Source organism: Xanthomonas hortorum (genome assembly GCF_011305375.1).
Lineage (GTDB): Bacteria > Pseudomonadota > Gammaproteobacteria > Xanthomonadales > Xanthomonadaceae > Xanthomonas > Xanthomonas hortorum_E.
This window is the reverse complement of record NZ_VCME01000018.1, coordinates 75,377-95,800: the sequence shown is the minus strand read 5'-3', so window position 1 is coordinate 95,800 and position 20,424 is coordinate 75,377. Positions and strand designations below refer to the sequence as shown.

The window sequence follows — 20,424 nt, the reverse complement described above, 5'->3', positions numbered from 1 at the left end:
GACCGTCCGATGCGGTCATGCTCGGCTCCTGTCGATCCGAGCAATGGCATTGCCATTGCCGACATCGCTCCAGTATCCAACGAAGGCGAGTGCGACCATCACGTTGTCGCCATCGATAAAGCGTTCGAGAGGTTTTGTTAGCCGCCCCAAGTCACTCTACTGACCGCAAGCCTCAGCCCGCAGCAGCATTCAACGACGGCGTCTTGCTGACCATCAGCTGCGGCCAGCGCTTGAGCACGGCGGCACGGATACCGGCCTGATCGATGCCAGCGTCGGCCAGCAGGTCTTCGCGGCTGGCGTGGTGCTGGAAGCTGTCGGGCAGGCCCAGGTGCAGCATCGGCATGATGATCGCTTCGGCATTGAGCAGCTCTGCCACGCCCGAACCCGCGCCACCGGCGACCACATTGTCTTCGACGGTGACGAAGCCTTCGTGGCTCTTGGCCAGTTCCAGCAGCATGGCTTTGTCGAGCGGTTTGACGAAGCGCATGTTGACCACGGTCAGGCCGAGTTCGCGCCCGACCGCTTCTGCCGCATCCACGCTCGCGCCGAAGCCCAGCAGGGCGATGCGTGCGCCGCTATGACGCAGCTGCGCCTTGCCGATCGGCAAGGTGGTGAGCGATGTGTCGAGCGCACTGCCTGGGCCGGTGCCACGCGGGTAGCGCACAGCTGCCGGGCCTTCGTAGCGCACGCCGGTGGTCAGCATCTGGCGGCACTCGGCTTCGTCTGCCGGCGCCATCACCACCATATGCGGCACGCAGCGCAGGAAGCTCAGATCCAGATTGCCGGCATGGGTGGCGCCATCCGGGCCGACCACGCCGCCGCGATCGATCGCAAACAGCACGTCGAGCTTCTGCACCGCCACGTCGTGCACCAACTGGTCGTAGCCGCGCTGCAGGAAGGTGGAGTAGATCGCCACGACGGGTTTTGCGCCCTGGGTCGCCATGCCGGCGGCCAGTGTGACCGCATGTTGCTCCGCAATCGCCACGTCGAAATAACGCTGCGGATACTCCTTGCTGAAACGCACCAGGCCCGAGCCTTCGCGCATTGCCGGTGTGATCACCAGCAGCGTCGGCTCGGCGGCGGCCATGTCGCAGACCCAGTCGCTGAAGACATCGGTATAGGTCGGCTTCTTGGCGCCGGCCTTGGCAATCAGCCCTTTGCTCGGATCGAACGGACCCACCGCGTGGTAGCCGATCTGGTCGCCTTCGGCCAGCTCGTAGCCCTTGCCCTTGGTGGTGATGACGTGCAGCAACTGCGGGCCCTTGAGCGTCTGCAAAGTCTTCAGTGCGCCAACCAGGCTGGGCAGGTCGTGGCCGTCGATCGGGCCGGTGTAGTGGAAGCCCATTTCCTCGAACAGCGTGGAGGGCACGAACATGCCTTTCCAGTGTTCTTCCCAGCGCCGCACGAAGCGCGCGGTGGGGTTGTTCTTCTTGTCGCCGAGGATCTTCTTGCCGCCCTCGCGGATCGCGTTGAGCGTGCGGCTGCCGCTGGCACGGCCCAGCATCTTGGTCAGCCCGCCGACCGCTTCGGAGATCGACATGCGGTTGTCGTTGAGGATCACCAGCAGGTTCGGTTCCGGGTCCATGCCGCCGGCGTGGTTGAGCGCCTCGTAGACCATGCCGGCAGTCATCGCGCCGTCGCCGATCACCGCCACGACCTTGCGCTCGTCGCCGTTGCGCTGCGCGGCGATCGCCATGCCGAGCGCGGCCGAGATCGAGGTCGACGAATGGCCGACGCCGAAGGTGTCGTAGATGCTTTCTTCGCGCTTGGGAAACGGCGCCACGCCGTCCTTCTGCTTGACCGTGTGGATCTGGTCGCGACGGCCGGTGAGGATCTTGTGCGGGTAGGTCTGATGGCCCACGTCCCACACCAGCTGATCGACCGGGGTCTGATACAGGTAGTGCAGGGCGACGGTGAGTTCGATCACACCCAGGCCCGCCGCGAAGTGCCCGCCGCTCTTGCCCACCGACTCGATGAGGTAGGAACGCAGTTCTTCTGCGATCGCCGTGAGGTCGGCCTCGTCGAAGCGGCGCAGATCGTCGGGGGTCTGGATGCGCGACAGGCGCGGATAGCGGGTGGAATCGATCATCATCGTGTCAATGTTCTGAAGCCATATTGTCCTCCCCATGCGAAGGCCCGGCAAGCAAACCGGTTCAGCTGTCAGCGGGAAGTGATGGCTGCGCTCGCCGCCATTGCTGGCGGGCACGGTGGACGCCTGCGCATGCGGCAATCTGCCGCACCCGATTGGACGCGCAGATGCATGCTGGGCGCGCGAACTACAGCGACAGCTTGGAGCGCTTGGGCAACTGCGCGCGCAGGAACGCCATCTGATCGGAGAGGATATTGCGGTTGGAGAGGATCAGATGTTCGATCCAGCTCGGCCGATACGGCACCGCCAGCAGCGGCATATGCGCCTGCTGTGGCGTGCGGTTGGCCTTGCGCGAGTTGCACTGGAAGCACGCAGTGACCACGTTCTCCCAGGTATCGCGACCGCCCTTGGACACCGGCATGACATGGTCGCGGGTCAGTTGCGGGCGGCTGAAGTGCTGGCCGCAATACAGGCACAGCTGCGCATCGCGTGCGAACAACGCGGTGTTGCTGAGTGTGGGAGTCGGGTCCAGTGCGCGCGAGCGTGCGTGACCACGCGCGGCGATGATGGGATGCAATTCCAGCACGCTGCGCTCGCCGGTCAGCCGCGAGATGCCGCCATGGATCTGCATGCACGGTTCGCCCAGCGTCCAGGAGACCGCGCCGCGTGCGTACAGACAGGCGGCGTCTTGCCAGTTGATCCAGTCCAGCACCCGGCCGTGCGCATCGAGCGAGAGCAGGCGTAGTGCGGGAAGTTGCTGAAACGCAGCGACAGAGTTGCCCGCGACCGGGGCATCGAAGCCGCCGGGGACGATCACACCACGTGCGTGAGTGTCTGTCTCCATCGGGAAAACAGCTTATACCCGATCGTTGACAGTTTGTGTATCGCAGCGATCAGCCTTCGCCGAACAGCTCCGCTTCCAGCGTCATCAAGGGGACGGCGCCGCTGCGGATGGTGGCAGCATGGGTCAGCGTGCGTGGCAGCACGCGCGCGAAGTAGAAGCGTGCGGTCTCGCGTTTGGCGCGCTTGAAGTCCTCGCTGTGCGCGGAGGCATCGGCAGCGGCCACGCTGCGCGCCCACCAGTAGGCCAGCACCACGTAGCCGGAATAGAACAGATAGTCGTAGCTGGCGGCGCCGAGTTCGTCGGGGTTGCGGGCGGCGCGATCGAGCACGTCGCGGGTCAGCATCGCCCACTCGCTGGCCTTGTCGCGCAGCGGTTTGATGAACTCGGCCAGCGCGGGATTGCCTTGCTGCGCATTTGCAAAGGTTTCCACATCGGCCAGGAACAGCTTCAGCCCGGCGGCCTGGCTGCTGGCGGTCTTGCGGCCGATCAGGTCCAACGCCTGGATGCCGGTGGTGCCTTCGTAGATGGTGGTGATGCGGGCGTCGCGGGCCAGCTGCTCCATGCCGTATTCGCGGATGTAGCCATGGCCGCCGAAGCACTGCAGCGCGTGGTAGGTGTTCTCGATCGACCACTCGGTCTGGCAGGCCTTGGAGATCGGGGTGAGGAAGCTCACCAGCGTCTCGGCATCGGCGCGTTCCTGTTCGGTAGCGCCGTGGTGGCTGATGTCGACCAGGCTGGCCGCGTGGAGCGCCAGCAAGCGGCTGCCTTCGGTCAGCGACTTGATGGTCAGCAGCATGCGGCGCACGTCCGGGTGCACGATGATCGGGTCGGCCGGCTTATCGGGGAACTTGGCACCACTGAGCGCGCGCGATTGCAGACGCTCGCGGCTGTAACGCAGCGCGTTCTGATACGCGCGCTCGGACAGGCCGATGCCCTGCAGGCCCACGCTCAGACGTGCGGTATTCATCATCGTAAACATGGCCTGTAAGCCCTTGTGCGGCTGGCCGACCAGATACCCCTGCGCGCCCTCGAAGTTCATCACGCAGGTCACCGAGCCCTTGATGCCCATTTTGTGCTCGATCGAGCCGCAATGCAGCGCGTTGCGCTCGCCCACGGTGCCGTCGCGGTCCACCTTGAATTTGGGGGTGACGAACAGCGAGATGCCCTTGGCGCCCGCCGGTGCATCCGGCAGTTTGGCCAGTACCAGATGCACGATGTTGTCGGTGAGGTCGTGCTCGCCGGCGGTGATGAAGATCTTGGTGCCGGTGATGGCGTAGCTGCCGTCGGCGTTGGGCTCGGCACGGGTCTTGAGCAGGCCCAGGTCGGTGCCGCAATGCGGCTCGGTCAGGCACATGGTGCCGGTCCAGCGGCCGTCGATCAGCGGCTTGAGAAAGACGTCCTGCTGCCAGGTTTCGCCGTGCTGACGCAGCGCTTCCATCGCGCCGTGCGAGAGCAGCGGGAAGTTGCCCCAGGCCAGGTTGGCAGCGTTGATCATCTCGCTCAACGGCACGCCCAGCGTATGCGGCATGCCTTGACCACCGAACTGCGTCTCGGCGGTGAGCCCGTTCCAGCCGCCTTCGACGAACTGGTTGTACGCCGCACGGAAGCCCGGCGGGGTAGTCACCGCGTGGGTGCTCTTGTCGAACGCACAGCCGATCTCGTCGCCGATGCTGTTGAGCGGCGCCAGCACCTGCGAGGTGAAGCGACCGGCTTCTTCGAGCACGGCGTCGATGATGTCGGTGCTGGCATCGGTGTAACCGAGCCGGGCGAACAGGGCTTGCGCACCGAGTACGTCGTGCAGGGCAAAGCGGAAATCTGTCAGCGGGGCGGTGTAGCTGCTCATGCGGAGTCCTTCAAACGAGTGCGGGAAGGCGTGCGCGTCAGCGCAGCACGCCGTTGAGGCCGGGGGCCGGGCTGAGCGTATTGCGCGACTCGACGGTGAAATCGCGCTGCTTCTTGTCCTGCGGGGTCGCCCATACCGTGCCCTTGAGCGTGTACGGCAGCGAGCGCCCGCTGGCGAGCACGTCGGCGACGGTGAGGCGGCCCAGCGAGGTCGGCTGCAGGGTGACAGTCACCACGTCGGCGGTCTCCGGGCCGATCGAAATACCCACGGCCTGGTCGAGCTTGCCGGCCAACTGGTCGCCGGCGGAGATCTCCAGCGCCACGCGCTCGAACTGCATCGGGATGCTGCTGTAGTTCTGCAGCCGCAGGTCCACCGACCAGGCGCCATCCGGGCGCACGGTCAGCTGCTGTATGCGGGCTGCCGGCTCAGACACGCGGCGCACCGCACCGCCGCAGGCGCTCAGCAGCAGGGCGCAGGTCAGCGACACAATCACAAGGCGATAGGCACGACGCATGTACTCGGATCCTTGGCTGGGTAAGGCGGCGCCAAGAATACTACGCAGTACGGTTGCTGCCTTGCTGCGGCAACGGGGACTGAAGGCGTGCGGTCAGGGCGCTGCACTGACAGCAATGGCGCAGCCACGATCAGCGGCGACAGGTCGTAGCCCATCTGCGTGGCCTGAAGCTTGAGTTGCTCGAACTGCGCGCGCTGCATCTGTGGCGAGCGCGACAGGATCCACAGGTACTTGCGATCCGGCTCGCCGACCACCGCCCATTGGTAGTCCGGGTCGAGCGCGATTACCCAATAGTCGGCCCACACCAGCGGCAGCCAGCTCAGCCATTCCGGAGCGAAGCGTACCTGCAACTGGCCGGGGTGCCCGGCGACCGGCCGCGCCACACCCTCAGCCTGGGTCAGGGCGCCATCGGCGGTGCGGCAGCCGTTGCGCACGCCGATCAAGCCATCGTCGCGCAAGGTGTAGCTGGCGGTGATATCGCTGCGGCACTTCTTCTGGAACGACACCGGCAGATGCGCGATCTCGTGCCACTGCCCGGCGTAGCGGGAGATGTCCAGCTGCGGCACCGCGCGTATCGGCTGTTGGGCAATAGCGGTCAATGGCAGCAGCAAAGCGAACGACAGCAGCAGGCGGGGCAGGCGCATGACAATCTCCTCGGGACGCGCGCAGGCTAGGCCATGCCACCCGCCGCGCGGCGTGAACCGGCGCAAGAAACCCGGCTGCCGGCACCGGCCCGCAACAAAGTTGCGCGCAAGGCTTGCCCAAACTGCGCCTGCTCGCTATGATGCGCGTCCTCGCAACGCAGGTATCGTGTTGCAGGTAGTGGCCGAGTAGCTCAGTTGGTAGAGCAGGGGATTGAAAATCCCCGTGTCGGCGGTTCGATTCCGTCCTCGGCCACCATTTCCCAGCCTTCATTCGCAAGGCTTTCCGGCAATCGCCGGGTTTTCAGACTCTTGCTTGTGTTTCCTTTGAGCCAGACCTGCACACAGATTGGCGGGTGGTTTTGTCGTGTCTGTCGGAGAGTGATTTGACGATAAGGCTGTGTCGCGAGCCGTCTTTGCAAATCGGCTCGAATGACGCTGCAAGTTGCCGTCGCAGTCAATCTGCGCGGCGTCTTGCTCGGTCTCGCGATGAGTGCTTTGCTTCCACGTCGTCTTCAACTGCGCGTGGCGATACTTGCGGGCATGACGCACAAGACACTTCGACGCACGTTGATTCATGGCTATTGCGGTGAGTTCCGCGTGGAGACGTTGGAAAGCCAGGCGCCTGGCGCGACGTTGTGGCTCTCGACCGCGTTCGTCTACCACCGCGACCGCGCGTCGCCAGTGGCCACGATCGAGGGCGCCGGGCAGGGCGAGTATCGCGGCGATGCGCGTGAGCAGGCGCTGCGCGTTGGCTCCTGCCTGGCGGAGTTTCTGGATCCGAAGGAATACCGGGTTCGCGAGACCTAGCGCCGCCACAACAGTGTGTGAGTTGTTGGCTGTGCGCAGGTGGTGCTCAGTCGCCTGTGGTGTTGCAGCGCGTGGTACTCCGTAACGCATCACCGGTCGAGGAGCCTGCATGGCCGGGTATCCTTGTAGCCTTGATCGGACGAAGGAACGGCAATGACGAAACACCACTGGTGGTTGGCAATGGCACTGGCCGCGGCCGTGCCGTGTGGCGCGTCCACGCTGCCTGCCAATGCGGCAAGGTTGCTGCCTGCCGGGCAGACGGTGATCGGCGTTGCCACTGCGGATCTGACTGGAGACGGCCGGCAGGATTATGTGGTGGCCCTGCGCGCCTCGTCTGAAGGCACCTTGGATGCGTTGCGGTCCAGTGGGCGCGCTGCGCCTGCACGCACCTTGCTGGTGTTGGTGGCGAACGCAGAGGGTGGCTTTGTCGAAGCCGGGCGCAATACGCGGGTGATCTTCAAGGCCGACGAAGGCGGTCAGTGCGATCCGTTTCTGGATGGCGAAGAAGGCTTGGTGGCGAAGGGCGCGTATTTCACCGTACAGAATGGCGTGTCGTGCGGGCAGCATTGGACCGACTACATCAGCTTCCGCTACGACCGTGCGCGCGGTGGGTTCTTCTTCCACAAGCGGGTGACGGAAAGTTGGGAAATGAATACCGAAGACTCGCCTGACGCCGATGCGATGCGGATGAGCGAGCACACCGAGATCAAGGCCGATCCGCGCAAGCCGGTGTCGCTGTCGGCGTACACGCCGACGCCGTGATGGCACAGCGCTGCGATCAGCCGCCTGCCGGCCTCCAGTTGTCCATGTTGCGCCGATAGACGAACAGGCGCGGTGCCTTGGCCACCTGCACCGAGGCCTGGCGATCGCCGGCGATCAGTGAAAACCCGATGTCTGCGAGCATGCGCGACAAGGCATTGGCGTTGCCGCGGCCCGGGTCGCTGATGACGATCTCGCACGAGGGCTTTGCCAGCGCGGGAATGAGTTTTGCCAGCATGGTGGCGTGGCGGGTTTCGTAAAGCACGTCGCTGGCGATGATCATGTCGAACTGGCCCATGTTGAGCGCGCCGGTGTCCCAGTCCAGCCGCCGATACGGCACCGATTCCAGCGAATTGAGCGCAGCGTTGTAGGCCAGAAACACTTCGGCCAGCGGGTGGTGATCGCTGGCGACGACGTCGGCGCCGCGCCTGCGCAGCACCAGACTCGCCAGCCCCAAGCCGCAACCGAGTTCGAGGATGCGTCTGCCTTCGATCGGGCGCGTGGCCATCGCTTCGGCAAGCAGTTGCCCGGCCGGCCAGACCTGGCCGAACAGACTCCATTGCGCGGACGAAATGCCCGCCTCGGCAGCGCTTTCATCGGGATCGGCATACTGCTGCTTGTCGGCCAGTGCGCGAATGACGTAGGTCAGTTGCCCGAAGGTCAACTCGTGAATCTGGGTCTGGTAGCCCGGCATGGTGATACCGCATGGTCGCCAGACGAAGGCACTGGCGCGGGAAAGAATGCGCGCAACGGTGCCAGAACGGCCGGACGCGGCGCAGGAGCTGCTTGGTGCCCGCGCATGCTACGGCAAAACCTTGCCGATGCACGTCTGCGGATGTCTACGCATGGCAGCGTGTGGCACCACTTGGCTGGCTTGCAGCAAGCGACCATGTCTGCAATGGCTCACAGCTGCGCGCTTGCATGCAAGCCGGCGCTGGCGGTTATGGTCGCCGGATTGCGGACGACAGGGTGGCAGCGATGAAGAACTGGGTGTTCCTGGCGGTGGCAATCTGCGCAGAAGTCACCGCGACTTCGGCGCTCAAATCCAGCGAAGGCTTCACGCGCTTGTGGCCATCGCTGCTGACGGTGCTGGGCTATGGCATTTCGTTTTATTTTCTGGGGCTCACATTGCGTGTCATCCCGGTCGGCATCGCCTATGCCCTGTGGTCGGGCGCGGGCATCGTGCTGATTTCGCTGGTGGCATGGGCACTCCACGGGCAACGGCTGGATGCGCCGGCGATGCTGGGTATGGGGTTGATCGCGGCTGGGGCAGTGGTGATCAATGTGTTTTCCAAGGTTGCGCCACACTAGCCTGCACGGGCGAGCGCTGCCTTAGTGGCAAAACGTACGCAGCGCATGTGAGGAGTCAACTAACCGCCTCCAACTAGACTCCGGTCATGAACATTGCCCTGCGCAGAAGATGCACTTGAACGATCCCGGTCACGGAGCGCCATGTGCGCCCCACATCAGCGGATCTCGCGGTCCTCCTGTCGAGAAGCAACGCTCGGATATCTTTTTTGCCGCGGTGGAAACCACGCGGATGCCGATGACGGTGACCGACCCGCATTTGCTGGACAACCCCATCGTGTTCGCCAACCGCGCATTTCTGGAAATGACCGGGTATTCGTCGGAAGAGGTCATTGGCCACAATTGCCGTTTTCTGCAAGGGCCGGACACCGACCCGGCCAACGTCAACGAGGTTCGCGATTCCATCGCCAACCGTCGCGCATTCGCCACCGAAGTGATGAATTACCGCAAGGACGGTTCTTCGTTCTGGAATGCGCTGTTCGTCTCGCCGGTGTTCGATGACAAGGGCGAGCTGGTGTATTTCTTCGGTTCGCAGCTGGATGTGAGCCGTCGCCGCGATGCCGAGGATGCCTTGCGTCAGGCGCAGAAGATGGAAGCGTTGGGTCAATTGACCGGCGGTATCGCGCACGATTTCAATAATCTGCTGCAGGTGATGTCCGGCCATCTGGAAGTGATCCAGATGATGGCTGCGGACGGCGGTGGTAATGCCAAACGCATTGCGTTCAGTGCCGAGCAGGCGGCCGCTGCTGCGGCCAAGGCGGCCACATTGACCCAGCAATTGCTCGCATTTTCGCGCAAGCAGAAGTTGCGCGGCGGCGTGGTGAATCTCAACGGTCTGGTGTCGGGCATGAATAACATGGCCGAGCGTACGCTGGGCGGCGACATCAGCCTGCGGCAGTCGCTGGAAGAGGGGCTGTGGAATTGCCAGATCGACACCACCCAGGCCGAGATGGCGCTGCTGAATGTGTTGATCAACGCGCGCGATGCGATGGCCTATGCCGAGCGCAAGGAAGTCACGGTACAGACGCAGAATGTGGAGATCACCAGCCACGAGCTGGCGACCTATCACCAGTTGGCACCAGGGCGCTATGTGAGTATCGCCGTGCGCGACACCGGCTCGGGCATGCCGCCGGACATCGCCAGCCGGGTGATGGAGCCGTTCTTCACCACCAAGGAAGAAGGCCAGGGTACCGGGTTGGGGTTGTCGATGGTGTACGGCTTCGTCAAGCAGTCTGGCGGCACCGTGCGCATCCATAGCGAAGTGGGCGAAGGCACCACGGTGCGGCTGTATTTCCCGGCATCCAGCGAGTATGCGGACGACGTGCAGGCGGTCAAACAGCGCGTGATCGACCAGGGCGGTAGCGAGAACATCCTGATCGTGGAAGACAAGCCGGACGTGGCGGTGGTTGCCAAGCTCTTTCTGGAAGGTGCCGGCTACCGTGTCCTGTGCGCATCCAGCGGACGCGAAGCAATCGCAGTGCTGGAGCTGCATCCGGAAGTGGATGCGTTGTTCACCGATCTGATCATGCCGGGCGGCATGAATGGTGTGGTGCTCGCACGCGAGGCCTGCCGCATGCTGCCCAAGATCAAGATTCTGCTCACCACCGGCTACGCCGATGCCGGCATCCAGCGCACCGACGTTGATGGCGCGGAGTTCGGCGTGGTCAACAAGCCGTATACGCAGAAGGAATTGCTCAAGCGTGTCCGCTTGTTGCTGGACGGGCCTGTTGGTGTCTGTTGAGAGGTGTTTGCCGAGGCGATGCAGATGCCTGGTTGAAAGTGTTGCAGCCAAGAGCGACTAATAAAACGTAGAGCGCGGTCGCCTGGCGGTGAGCATAGTGGTTTTGTTGGTCGCCTCTTGTTGGATGCAGCCCAGCTCAAATGCTGAGTCGGTCGAGGGCGCGGTGCCCTCACCGCTCGCGGGACACGCCGCAAGTACGTCCATGTAGGCTCGGTGGCGGCATCCATGCCGCCACACGGTCCCGCAATCGGTGAGGGCACCGCGCCATAGAGTTGGTCGGCAGTGGGGTGAAAGCCTGCCTGCTGCTTGGTTTGCTTTGGGAAGCTGGAGTTATTCAAAAAACGCACGTCGTGCATTGCTTGCAACTAGGCACACCGACCATCTTGATTGGCCCTTGCCCGCCCACCCTCGCGGGACCTTACGCGGCATGGATGCCGCGTAAGAGCCTACATGGATGTACTTGCGGCGTGTCCCGCGAGGGTGGGCGGGCAAGGGCCCTGCAGCCAAGCCGCAGCCAAGCCGCAGCCAAGCCGCAGATCATCCGCCCTACAGCGAAGACCCAAATCATCCGCTCTGCAACGGACCGGCATGAAGTCGTTTTTAGCAGTTCTAAATCAGTGCTGCATTTAGAGCGGCTAACAAAACTACTGCGCAGCCGCCAGGCGTGTGCGGATGGTGCTCGGAATCCTCATGTACCACTCTTACACTCCGGTCCCTGCGCGCCGTCCACGCCGACCTGACGACCGCTCGCTACATTTTGTTAGCCGCTTTTAGTCGGCAGGCTGCGCGCCCGCCTGGTAGTGAGCGCAATGGTGCCCGATGGATGCGCTTACTCTTCGCTCATCGGCGCGACATAGCCATCCGGCTTGTCGGCATTGCGCTCGAACAGAAACTTCTGCAATTCGGCTTCGAGAAACGCGCGGTGCTTGGGGTCGCGTGGCGAGAGCCGGTTTTCGTTGATCAGCATGGTCTGATGCGCCAGCCATGCCTGCCATGCGGTCTTGCCGATATGTGCGAACACGCGCTGGCCGAGTTCGCCGGGATACGGCACAAAATCCAGGCCGTCGGTGTCGCATTGCTGGTACTGGCAGAACACGGTGCGTGACATGCAAATTCCCTTGGATGCGCGCTCAACGTGCGCGCTTGAAGTGTGAGTGCGCCTTACAGAGCGTCGAGCAGTTTGCGGATCGGCGCCGGCAGGCCCAGCGCTGCGAGATCGGCGCGGGCCACCCAGCGCAGATCGTCATTGTCGCGCACCGCTGTACGCAGCGCGACCTTGCGGATGCGCAACGGCTGCAGATGCAGGCGGTAATGGCTGAAGGTGTGCACGATCAGCGGCATCTCATCGGCGCGCTCGTAATCACCTTGGATATGGTTGGCGAACCATGCGCGCATGCCGCTGTCGGTCTCGGCCTGTGGCAACGTCCATAGCGAGGCCCAGATACCGGTTGGCGGGCGGCGTTGCAGCAGGATCTGGTTGTCTGCGTTTTCCAGCAGCAGCGCGGTGGCTTCGCGCTCGGGTAATTGTTTGCCGGGCTTGGGCGTAGGCAATGCTTCCACCAGGCCCTCGCGGCGCGCCACGCAATCGTCCTGCAACGGACACAGCACGCATGCCGGTTTTGCGCGTGTGCACAGCGTGGCGCCGAAATCCATTTGCGCCTGGGTGTAGTCGGCCAGGCGGCCGGCCGGTACATGCGCGATGTGCGCCGTGGCCAGCTGCCATAACTGCTTTTCGATCACCGGCAGGCCGGGATAGCCGGCAATGCCATGGAAGCGCGTCATCACGCGTTTCACGTTGCCGTCCATGATGGCAAAGCGGTCGTTCCAGGCCTGGCTGAGGATGGCGCCCGCCGTGCTGCGGCCGATGCCGGGCAGCGCGAGCAGCGCATCGAAATCACGTGGCAACTCACCGTCGTGCAAGGCGACGCATTGCTTGGCGGCCGCATGCAGGTTGCGTGCACGTGCGTAGTAGCCCAGCCCGGCCCAGTGCGCCATCACGGTGTCGTTGTCGGCCGCAGCCAAGTCGGCCAGGGTCGGGAAGCTGGCGACGAACTTCAGGAAGTACGGAATGACCACCGCGACCTGGGTCTGCTGCAGCATGATTTCCGACAGCCACACGCGGTAGGGCGCGCGCGGATGTTGCCAGGGCAGATCGTGACGACCGTGGCCGTCGAACCAGTGCAGCAGGCGGTGGACGAAAGCGTCAGCGGTGGGCGTGGCGTGGTCGGCTGGCATGGGCTCTGCTGGCGATGACTTCATAACGGCGGCAGACGCGTGCAGGCGTCTGCCGATCAGCTGCCCAACGCTTCCGGCAGCAACGCATCGACGAAGGCGACCGGGTCGAACACGCGCAGATCTTCCGGGCGCTCGCCGATGCCGGCAAAGCGGATCGGAATATTGAACTCGCGCGCCAGCGCGAACACCACGCCGCCCTTGGCGGTGCCATCGAGCTTGGTGACCACCAGTCCGGTGACGCCGACGGCGGCATGGAACTGGCGCAGCTGCGAAATGGCGTTCTGGCCGGTGGTGCCGTCGATGACCATCAGCACTTCGTGCGGTGCGGCGGCGTCGATTTTGCCGAGCACACGGCGGATCTTGCCGAGTTCGTTCATCAGGCCGGTCTGGGTGTGCAGGCGGCCGGCGGTGTCGGCGATCAGCACTTCGGTGCCGCGCGCCTTGGCGGCCTGCAGCGCGTCGAACGCCACCGATGCGGCATCGGCGTTCTGCCCCTGCGCGATCACGGCCACGCCGTTGCGGTCGCCCCAGGCCTGCAATTGCGCCACCGCGGCGGCGCGGAAGGTGTCGCCGGCGGCCAGCATCAAGCTGTTGCCTTCGTCCTTGAAGCGCTTGGCGAGCTTGCCGATGGTGGTGGTCTTGCCGACGCCGTTGACGCCGACGGTGAGGATCACGAACGGCTTGACCGAGCGATCGATGACCAATGGTTTGGAGACCGGCTGCAGCAGCGCGATGAGATCGGCGCGCAGCGCCTTGAACATCGCCTGCGCATCGACGAACTCGCGCGACTTCATGCGCTTGCGCAGGCCTTCGACCAATGCGGTGGTCGCGCCGATACCGACGTCGGCGGTGATCAGTGCGGTCTCGATCTCGTCGAGCAGATCGTCGTCGAGCTTGGGGTTGCGCGAGAACAAACCGCCGAAGCTGCGCGCGAAAGTGCTGTTGCGCAGACGATCGCGCCAGCCCGGCTTGCCGGCCGGGGCTGCGGGTAGCGCATCGCGCTGGCCGACGATGCTGTCGTTGTCCTGGGTACTCGGTAGCGGGGTGTTGACGACGACCGGTGGGGTGACGACGGGCGTGGCGACGGCTGGGGTTACGGCAACGGCCGGAGCTGCAGACGTCGGTGCAGCGGCAGGCGGTGCAACGACAGCTGGTGTTGCAGCCGGCGCAGCAGCAGGTGTGGCAGTCGTCGACGGAGCGGTAGGTGCGAGCGCAGGCGCAGCAGTCTGCGAAGGCGTTGCGGGCGTGGCCGGCTGCGCGGGTGCAGCAGCAGGCAGCACTGGAGCGGTGTGTGGCTGCGCGACAACCGGCGCCACCACTACTGGAGTGGGGGCTGCAGGCGTGAAAGGCGGTTTGGGATCAGGCAGTGCCTGCAATGCCGAAGGCGCGGGCGTTGCCGGCGGGGCAGGCGCGGTGGGCACTGCGGCGATGCTCTGAGCCTGACCGGTACGCGCGGCGATATCTTGCGCAAGCTGCTCGGCCGGAGCGGCAGCGGGCGTGGGAGTCGCCGGCTCAGCCTGTGCGGGAGCAGGTGTGGCAACCGGTACAGCAACCGGCACCGCTGCTGGCGTGCCGCTCGGCGCAGCAGCTGGCATGGCCTCAACCGGCGAAACCGGGGTGGCGGCAGAAGGTGCGGTCGGAAATGCGGCTGCCAGTTCTTCCAGGCTGTAGCGCGAGGTACGCGCGCTGTCGGGCGTGGTTGGCTTGTTGCGGCGAAAGAAGCTGGCCATTGGCAACGCAGTTGGGGAAACCCGAAATTCTACCATCCGGGCCCTGGCTCGCCTTGACGCGACCTTCAGCGCGGCCTCATCCGGGGCAGCATCCGACGCGCTGCATGGTCGCCGCAGGGACCGTGCAAACCGCATCGCAATGGCGACCCGAATCCTGCCGAATTCGGCATTTGTGCCAGCCGTATGTCAGCGCCGATTTTTTGCTTACAACTGACCTTTGAGCGCGCGGTAATCGCGCGGCGTCATGCCCACCGTGGCCTTGAATTGGCGTGCGAACGCGCTCTGGTCGGCAAAGCCGCAACGTTGCCCGATGCTGGCGATGCTGTCGTCGCCGTACAGCAGCCGCATCGCCGATTCGATGCGCAACTTGGTCAGCAGTTGCTGCGGCGTCACCTGGAATACGCGGCGGAAATGCCGCTCCAGCTGCGCCACCGACAAGCCGGCCAGGTCGGCCAGACTCTGCACGCGCAGGTTGTCGCCGAAGTTGGCCTGCATGTGCTCCATCACCTGGCTCAAGCGTTCGTAGGCCGAGTGGCGGCTGTCGGGCTGGCCCAGATCGCGCGAAATACCCACGATGCCGATCACTTCGTCGGCTTCGCACAGCGGGCGCTTGAAGGTCAGGCACCAGCCGGGCAGGCGATTGGGGTACAGATGCACCTCCAATTGATTGTCGATGAGCTCGCCGCACAGCACGCGGCGGTCCTGCATCATGTAGCTTCCGCCCAGCGGCAGCGGGAACACCTCCAGCGGCGAGCGGCCGATGATTTCGCTGCGCAGCTTGCGTCCCAGCCGGCGCACGAGCGTAAGGTTGCAGTGGGTGTAGCGGCCCTGGCCATCCTTGATGAAGAACACCACGTCCGGCAGTGCGTCGAACAGCGTCTGCATTTCCAGCGCGGGAAGGTTGAGGTCCATCGGCGTCATGGTGGCGGTCACGATTGACGGCTGCACGAAAGGCGCGGCCCAGCAATGATCCTAGCGCAAACGCGGGGCTGTGAACCGGGTTGTCGATTGTGCAGATTTCCGCATTTGCAACTCGCATTGGACGCTAGTCGCCTGCCAGCCCGCAGTGGGAGCATGAGCCATGCACACCATCGACGTCATCGACTCCCATACGGCCGGCGAACCTACCCGCGTGGTCCTCTCCGGCTTCCCCGATCTGGGCGATGGCGATCTGGCGCAGTGTCGCGAGCGCTTTCGTAACGAGTTCGATCAGTGGCGCAGCGCGATCGCCTGCGAACCACGCGGCTCGGACACCATGGTCGGCGCCTTGTTGCTGCCGCCACGCGACCCCAGCGCCTGCACCGGGGTGATCTTCTTCAACAACGTCGGCTACCTGGGCATGTGCGGACACGGCACCATCGGAGTGGTGCGCACGCTGGCCGCGCTTGGGCGCATCGCGCCGGGCCAGCACCGCATCGAAACCCCGGTCGGCACGGTGGGTGTGGAACTGGCAGAAGACGGCACGGTGTCGGTCGACAATGTCGAGAGTTATCGCTTTGCGACCGGCGTGGAGGTGGACGTGCCCGGCCACGGCCGCGTGCGCGGCGATGTGGCCTGGGGCGGCAACTGGTTTTTCATCACCGAACAGGCGCCGTGTGTGCTGGATCTGGCGCATCAGCGCGAACTGACCGCTTATACCGAAGCGATCCGGCTGGCCTTGGAAGCGGCCGGCATCACCGGTGAGGCCGGTGGCGAGATCGACCATATCGAAGTCAATGGCCCCGCGCCCGACGGCAGCGGCCTGGCACGTAATTTCGTGCTGTGCCCGGGCCTGGCCTACGACCGCTCGCCGTGCGGCACCGGCACCAGCGCCAAACTGGCCTGCCTGGCCGCCGACGGCAAGCTGGGCGAGGGCGAGCATTGGGTGCAGCAAGGCATCCTGGGCAGCACGTTCGAAGGCAGTTATCGGTTGAGTGGGCGTGGCATTGCGCCGCGCATCAGCGGGCATGCCTACATCACCGCGCGCTCGCAGTTGTCGATCGACCCGGCCGACCCGTTCGCCTGGGGCATCGTGGCCTGATGCACCAGCCGCCGCGCGCGCAGGGAAGTGCCGGCGCAGCGCCTGCTGCGTCAGCCGCCGTGTCCGCGGCCGCGCAGACTGGTGATGCGGCGGCTGCATACGCCGCTGCACGAACAGACACGCACACATGGCCGACCGCTGCGTCCACGCGACGCAGCTACGACCTGATTGTGATTGGCGCAGGCATTGTCGGCGCGGCCTGCGCCGAGGCGGCGGCTGGCGAAGGGCTGCGCGTGGCGATCGTCGAGCCGGGGCCGATCGGCGGCGGCTCCACCGCTGCGGCGATGGGGCACCTGGTGGCGATGGACGACGACCCGGCCGAGTTGGCGTTGTCGGCGTACTCGTTACGGCTGTGGGAGCGGTTTGCGCAACTGAGCGAGGCCGAATTCAGCCGCTGCGGCACGCTGTGGGTGGCTCGCGATGCGCGCGAACTGGCGGCGGTGCCGGCCAAGATTGCGCGCTTGGCGGCGGCCGATCTGCATGCCGAGGCCATCGATACGAGCCAGTTGTACGCGCTGGAACCCCAACTGGCGCCGGGCCTGGCCGGCGGCATGCGCGTGCCCGGTGAGGCCGTGGTGTATCCGCCGCGGGTGGCGCGGCATCTGGTGAGCCTGGCCTGCAAGGCGGGCGCGCAGCTGTTTGCCGGCCGCAAGGTGGAGCAGTTGCAGGCGCATGGGGTGCGTCTGGACGACGGCCAGCTGTTGGCCGGCCCGGTGCTGGTGGCCAGCGGTGTGGCATTGCCGCAGTTGCTGCCCGAGCTGGCATTGCGCCCACGCAAGGGCCATCTGGTCATCACCGATCGGCATCCGGGCTTGATCCGGCATCAGTTGCTGGAGTTGGGCTACGCGGATTCGGCGCATGGCGCCGACGACACCAGCGTGGCGTTCAATGTGCAGCCGCGACCGACCGGGCAGATCCTGATCGGCTCTTCGCGCCAGTTCGGCGAGCACGATCGCGCGCTGTCGATGCCGGTGCTGCAGCAGATGCTGCAACGTGCGTTCGCCTATCTGCCGGTGTTGCGCGAGTTGCAGGCGATCCGGGTGTGGACCGGGTTGCGCCCGGCAACACCGGACGGGCGGCCGTATCTTGGGGCGGTGCCCGGCCGGCGGGATGTGTGGGTGGCCGCCGGTCACGAGGGGCTGGGTGTCACCACGGCGCTGGGGAGCGCACAGGTGATCGTGGACAGCCTGCTCGGGCGTACGCCTGCGATAGACCCGGCGCCTTATGCACCGGCACGCGCCGTGCACGGTGCGGCCGCATGAGCGCGACGGTGCGTTTGCATGTGGATGCGCAACTGGTCGAAGTGCCGGCCGGCGCCAGCGTTGCCGCAGCGGTGGCGCTGGCGACGCTGCAGTTTCGGCAATCGTGCAGTGGCCAGCCGCGCGCGCCGTTGTGCGGCATGGGCGTGTGTTTCGAATGCCGGGTGCGTATCGATGGCATCGGCCAGCAACGCGCCTGCCTGGTGGATGCGCGCGACGGCATGCAGGTACGCACCGATGGCTGAGCGCGTGCAGCATTTCGATGTGTTGGTGATCGGTGCCGGCCCGGCCGGCCTGGCGGCGGCGCAGGCGGCGGCCAGTCACGGCGTGCGCGTGGGCGTTGTCGACATGCAGCCGCGTGCCGGTGGTCAGGTCTGGCGCAGCGATGTGCAGTATGGTGCGCCGGCCGATGCGCGCGCGCTGTTGCAACAGGTGCAGGGCGATGCATCGATCACGCTGCTGACGCGCACGCAGATTCTGTTGGCGCAGCCGGGTTGGCTGTTGGCCGATGGCCCGGACGGCACGCTGCAACTGCATTACGCAGCCCTGGTGCTGGCCACCGGCGCGCGCGAATTGCTGCTGCCATTCCCGGGCTGGACCTTGCCCGGCGTGACCGGCGCCGGCGCGGCGCAGGCGCTGGCCAAACAGGGCTGGCCGCTGGCCGGCAAGTGCGTGGTGGTCGCCGGCAGCGGCCCGCTGCTGCTGGCCAGTGCGGCCACCTTGCAACGGCATGGCGCACAGGTGCTCGGCATCCACGAACAAACTTCTGCAGCTGCGTTGCGGCAGTTCGCATTGCAGTTGTGGCGCTGGCCGGGCAAGGCGGCGCAGGCGGTGTCGTTGCGCTTGCAGTTGCGCGCGGTGGCGTATCGCGCCGGTAGTTGGGTGGTTGCCGCACACGGCGACACGCAACTGCGCGAAATCGAAATCGAAGGGCCTGCCGGTCGTACGCGTGTCGCCTGCGATCAACTGGCCGTTGGCTATGGCCTGGTGCCCAATACCGAACTCGCGCAACTGCTGGGGTGTCAGCTGGAAGCCTGCGGCGCGCATCAGCAAGTACGCGTGGATGCGTTGCTGCGCACCAGCGTCACCCAGGTCTTTGCAGCGGGCGAAGCCTGCGGCATCGGCGGGCGCGATTGCGCGCTGATCGAAGGCGCGATGGCCGGACATATGGCCGCCGATGCACCTGATGCCGCGCTGCGCTTGCAGCCACGTCGGCGTGCCGCGCGTGCGTTCGCGCAGTTATTGCAGCAGCAGTTTGCACTGAATCCACGCATCCGCACGCTGGCGCAGCCCGACACGCTGGTGTGTCGCTGCGAAGACGTGCCGCTGGGCGCGTTGGACAACTTCAACGATGCACGCGATGCCAAGCTCGCTTCGCGCTGCGGCATGGGCGCTTGCCAGGGCCGTATCTGCGGTACTGCGCTGGCCGAACTGGGGCGCTGCCCGCCCGAGCTTTCCACCGACGCCGGCCGCCGGCCGCCGTTGTTCCCGGTCCGCCTCGCGGCGCTGGCCGACCCGTTCACTTCCGACTCGCAAGGGAATCATCCATGAGCATTGCTGCGTTCTGGCACGGCGTGTTGCCGGCCATCACCACCCCGTTCACCGCCTCCGGTGAGATCGACCACGACTTCCTGGCCAAGCACGCCAATCAGCTGGTGGACGCCGGTTGCACCGCGATCGTGCCGCTGGGCTCGCTGGGCGAAGCGGCCACCCTGAGCGTGGACGACAAGCTGGCCGTGCTCAAGACGCTGATCACTGCATTGAACGGCCGCGTGCCGGTGGTGCCCGGCATCGCAAGCCTGGCGACCGGTGAAGCGGTGGCGCTGGCCAAAGCCGCAAAGGAACTCGGTTGCGGCGGGCTGATGGTGTTGCCGCCGTACGTGTATTCCACCGATTGGCGCGAGATGGGCGCCCATGTGCGCGCGGTGATCGCCGCGACCGATCTGCCGGTGATCCTGTACAACAATCCGGTGGCCTACAAGACCGACTTCGGCCCGGCGCAGATCGCCGAGCTGGCCGCCGAATTCCCCAATCTGCAGGCAGTGAAGGAATCCTCGGGCGATGTGCGCCGCTTCGCCGCGTTGCAGGAATTGCTGGGCGATCGTCTGGCGCTGCTGGTCGGCATGGACGATGCCATCGTCGAAGGCCTGAGCATGGGCGCCAAGGGCTGGATCGCCGGTCTGGTCAATGCATACCCGAAGGAATCGGTGCGCCTGTTCGAACTCGCGCGCGATGGCGGGTATCCGGCGGCCAAGGAACTCTACGACTGGTTCCTGCCACTGCTGCGCCTGGATACCGTGCCCAAGTTCGTGCAGTTGATCAAACTGGTGCAGGAAAAAGTGGGCCTCGGCAGCGAGCGCGTGCGCGCCCCGCGCCTGGTGGTCGAAGGTGCAGAGCGTGAGGCCGCGCTCAAGGTCATCGATCACGCGATCGCCACTGCGCCGACATTGTCCTGACGATGATGTCTTGCTGCACGCGACTGGCTGAGCGCCGCGCACGGAGTCACGCGCTGACGTGGCGGCCGGTGTAGCGAGACTGGTGTAGCGAGACGTTTGTCGATGAGGATGTCGCATTACCGCGACATCCTCATCGCTCCTGGTCGGCCGCTGCCGCACGGTGCGCAGGGTCCGT

Annotated in this window: 18 protein-coding genes, 1 tRNA gene, 1 other RNA gene and 1 pseudogene; 11 read left to right on the top strand and 10 right to left on the bottom strand. The window is 65.3% G+C overall.

Translation table 11 applies throughout. The features are described from left to right. Positions 1 to 172: 172 nt before the first annotated feature. The 5 genes and pseudogenes from dxs to FFY45_RS16020 all read right to left on the bottom strand — a co-directional run. Entirely contained in the window at positions 173 to 2,089 is a 1,917-nt protein-coding gene (dxs, locus tag FFY45_RS16040; protein ID WP_176341259.1) for a 1-deoxy-D-xylulose-5-phosphate synthase, read from the bottom strand. A 187-nt stretch (positions 2,090 to 2,276) separates the two neighbouring features. Next, on the bottom strand, positions 2,277 to 2,933 hold the full coding sequence (locus FFY45_RS16035) for an HNH endonuclease (RefSeq protein WP_176341189.1): 657 nt from the start codon (positions 2,931 to 2,933) through the stop codon (positions 2,277 to 2,279). Positions 2,934 to 2,982: 49 nt separating this feature from the next. Continuing rightward, positions 2,983 to 4,776 (bottom strand): acyl-CoA dehydrogenase C-terminal domain-containing protein, encoded by a 1,794-nt coding sequence (locus FFY45_RS16030; RefSeq protein ID WP_176341188.1) that lies wholly within the window; start codon positions 4,774 to 4,776, stop codon positions 2,983 to 2,985. Between the two features lie 37 nt (positions 4,777 to 4,813). After that, entirely contained in the window at positions 4,814 to 5,290 is a 477-nt protein-coding gene (locus FFY45_RS16025) for an LEA/WHy family protein (protein WP_023904379.1), read from the bottom strand. Between the two features lie 110 nt (positions 5,291 to 5,400). Beyond that, positions 5,401 to 5,934, bottom strand: a pseudogene (locus tag FFY45_RS16020) (lipocalin family protein); the annotation flags it as partial. 180 nt (positions 5,935 to 6,114) lie between these two features. Between FFY45_RS16020 and FFY45_RS16015 the strand changes: the two are divergent. From FFY45_RS16015 to FFY45_RS16005, 3 genes are all read left to right on the top strand, one after another. After that, positions 6,115 to 6,190: transfer RNA gene (locus FFY45_RS16015), tRNA-Phe, on the top strand. Between the two features lie 284 nt (positions 6,191 to 6,474). After that, positions 6,475 to 6,741, top strand: a complete 267-nt coding sequence (locus FFY45_RS16010) for a hypothetical protein (RefSeq protein WP_043889283.1) — start codon at positions 6,475 to 6,477, stop codon at positions 6,739 to 6,741. Between the two features lie 153 nt (positions 6,742 to 6,894). After that, on the top strand, positions 6,895 to 7,503 hold the full coding sequence (locus FFY45_RS16005) for a hypothetical protein (protein WP_255172002.1): 609 nt from the start codon (positions 6,895 to 6,897) through the stop codon (positions 7,501 to 7,503). Positions 7,504 to 7,519: 16 nt separating this feature from the next. Here the strand turns inward: FFY45_RS16005 and FFY45_RS16000 are convergent, their stop codons facing one another. Beyond that, positions 7,520 to 8,194, bottom strand: a complete 675-nt coding sequence (locus tag FFY45_RS16000) for a class I SAM-dependent methyltransferase (RefSeq protein ID WP_176341187.1) — start codon at positions 8,192 to 8,194, stop codon at positions 7,520 to 7,522. Between the two features lie 284 nt (positions 8,195 to 8,478). Between FFY45_RS16000 and FFY45_RS15995 the strand changes: the two genes are divergently transcribed. The 3 genes from FFY45_RS15995 to FFY45_RS15985 all read left to right on the top strand — a co-directional run bounded on the left by FFY45_RS15995 (position 8,479) and on the right by FFY45_RS15985 (position 11,315). After that, positions 8,479 to 8,811, top strand: a complete 333-nt coding sequence (locus tag FFY45_RS15995) for an SMR family transporter (RefSeq protein ID WP_043889818.1) — start codon at positions 8,479 to 8,481, stop codon at positions 8,809 to 8,811. A 115-nt stretch (positions 8,812 to 8,926) separates the two neighbouring features. Beyond that, the gene (locus FFY45_RS15990) at positions 8,927 to 10,549 is read left to right on the top strand and encodes a hybrid sensor histidine kinase/response regulator (RefSeq protein ID WP_176341186.1); all 1,623 of its coding nucleotides are present in this window, start codon (positions 8,927 to 8,929) and stop codon (positions 10,547 to 10,549) included. A 690-nt stretch (positions 10,550 to 11,239) separates the two neighbouring features. Then, a non-coding RNA gene (locus FFY45_RS15985) (sX9 sRNA) lies at positions 11,240 to 11,315 on the top strand. A gap of 63 nt (positions 11,316 to 11,378) precedes the next feature. Here the strand turns inward: FFY45_RS15985 and FFY45_RS15980 are convergent. The 4 genes from FFY45_RS15980 to FFY45_RS15965 all read right to left on the bottom strand — a co-directional run bounded on the left by FFY45_RS15980 (position 11,379) and on the right by FFY45_RS15965 (position 15,435). Further along, positions 11,379 to 11,657: an oxidative damage protection protein gene (locus tag FFY45_RS15980; RefSeq protein ID WP_006451832.1), complete on the bottom strand. Its 279-nt coding sequence runs from the start codon at positions 11,655 to 11,657 to the stop codon at positions 11,379 to 11,381. A gap of 53 nt (positions 11,658 to 11,710) precedes the next feature. Next, positions 11,711 to 12,784: an A/G-specific adenine glycosylase gene (gene mutY, locus FFY45_RS15975; protein ID WP_176341185.1), complete on the bottom strand. Its 1,074-nt coding sequence runs from the start codon at positions 12,782 to 12,784 to the stop codon at positions 11,711 to 11,713. A gap of 56 nt (positions 12,785 to 12,840) precedes the next feature. After that, positions 12,841 to 14,514 carry a signal recognition particle-docking protein FtsY gene (ftsY, locus tag FFY45_RS15970; RefSeq protein ID WP_176341184.1) on the bottom strand — a complete coding sequence of 558 codons (1,674 nt, stop codon included), beginning with the start codon at positions 14,512 to 14,514 and terminating at the stop codon, positions 12,841 to 12,843. Between the two features lie 204 nt (positions 14,515 to 14,718). Next, positions 14,719 to 15,435, bottom strand: a complete 717-nt coding sequence (locus FFY45_RS15965; RefSeq protein WP_006451835.1) for an AraC family transcriptional regulator — start codon at positions 15,433 to 15,435, stop codon at positions 14,719 to 14,721. Between the two features lie 160 nt (positions 15,436 to 15,595). On the opposite strand from FFY45_RS15965, the gene FFY45_RS15960 reads away from it, so the two are divergent. The 5 genes from FFY45_RS15960 to FFY45_RS15940 are packed head-to-tail and all read left to right on the top strand — an operon-like array spanning position 15,596 to position 20,249. Beyond that, a complete protein-coding gene (locus tag FFY45_RS15960; protein ID WP_176341183.1) occupies positions 15,596 to 16,534 on the top strand; it encodes a proline racemase family protein in 939 nt (312 codons plus the stop codon). Then, entirely contained in the window at positions 16,534 to 17,796 is a 1,263-nt protein-coding gene (locus tag FFY45_RS15955; protein WP_176341182.1) for an NAD(P)/FAD-dependent oxidoreductase, read from the top strand. The genes FFY45_RS15960 and FFY45_RS15955 overlap by 1 nt, the downstream gene beginning before the upstream one ends. After that, complete coding sequence (locus FFY45_RS15950) at positions 17,793 to 18,038, top strand: 2Fe-2S iron-sulfur cluster-binding protein (RefSeq protein WP_055825951.1); 246 nt, start codon at positions 17,793 to 17,795, stop codon at positions 18,036 to 18,038. The genes FFY45_RS15955 and FFY45_RS15950 overlap by 4 nt, the downstream gene beginning before the upstream one ends. Further along, a complete protein-coding gene (locus FFY45_RS15945; protein WP_176341181.1) occupies positions 18,031 to 19,344 on the top strand; it encodes an NAD(P)/FAD-dependent oxidoreductase in 1,314 nt (437 codons plus the stop codon). The genes FFY45_RS15950 and FFY45_RS15945 overlap by 8 nt, the downstream gene beginning before the upstream one ends. After that, positions 19,341 to 20,249, top strand: a complete 909-nt coding sequence (locus FFY45_RS15940; RefSeq protein ID WP_176341180.1) for a dihydrodipicolinate synthase family protein — start codon at positions 19,341 to 19,343, stop codon at positions 20,247 to 20,249. The genes FFY45_RS15945 and FFY45_RS15940 overlap by 4 nt, the downstream gene beginning before the upstream one ends. Positions 20,250 to 20,424: the final 175 nt, after the last annotated feature.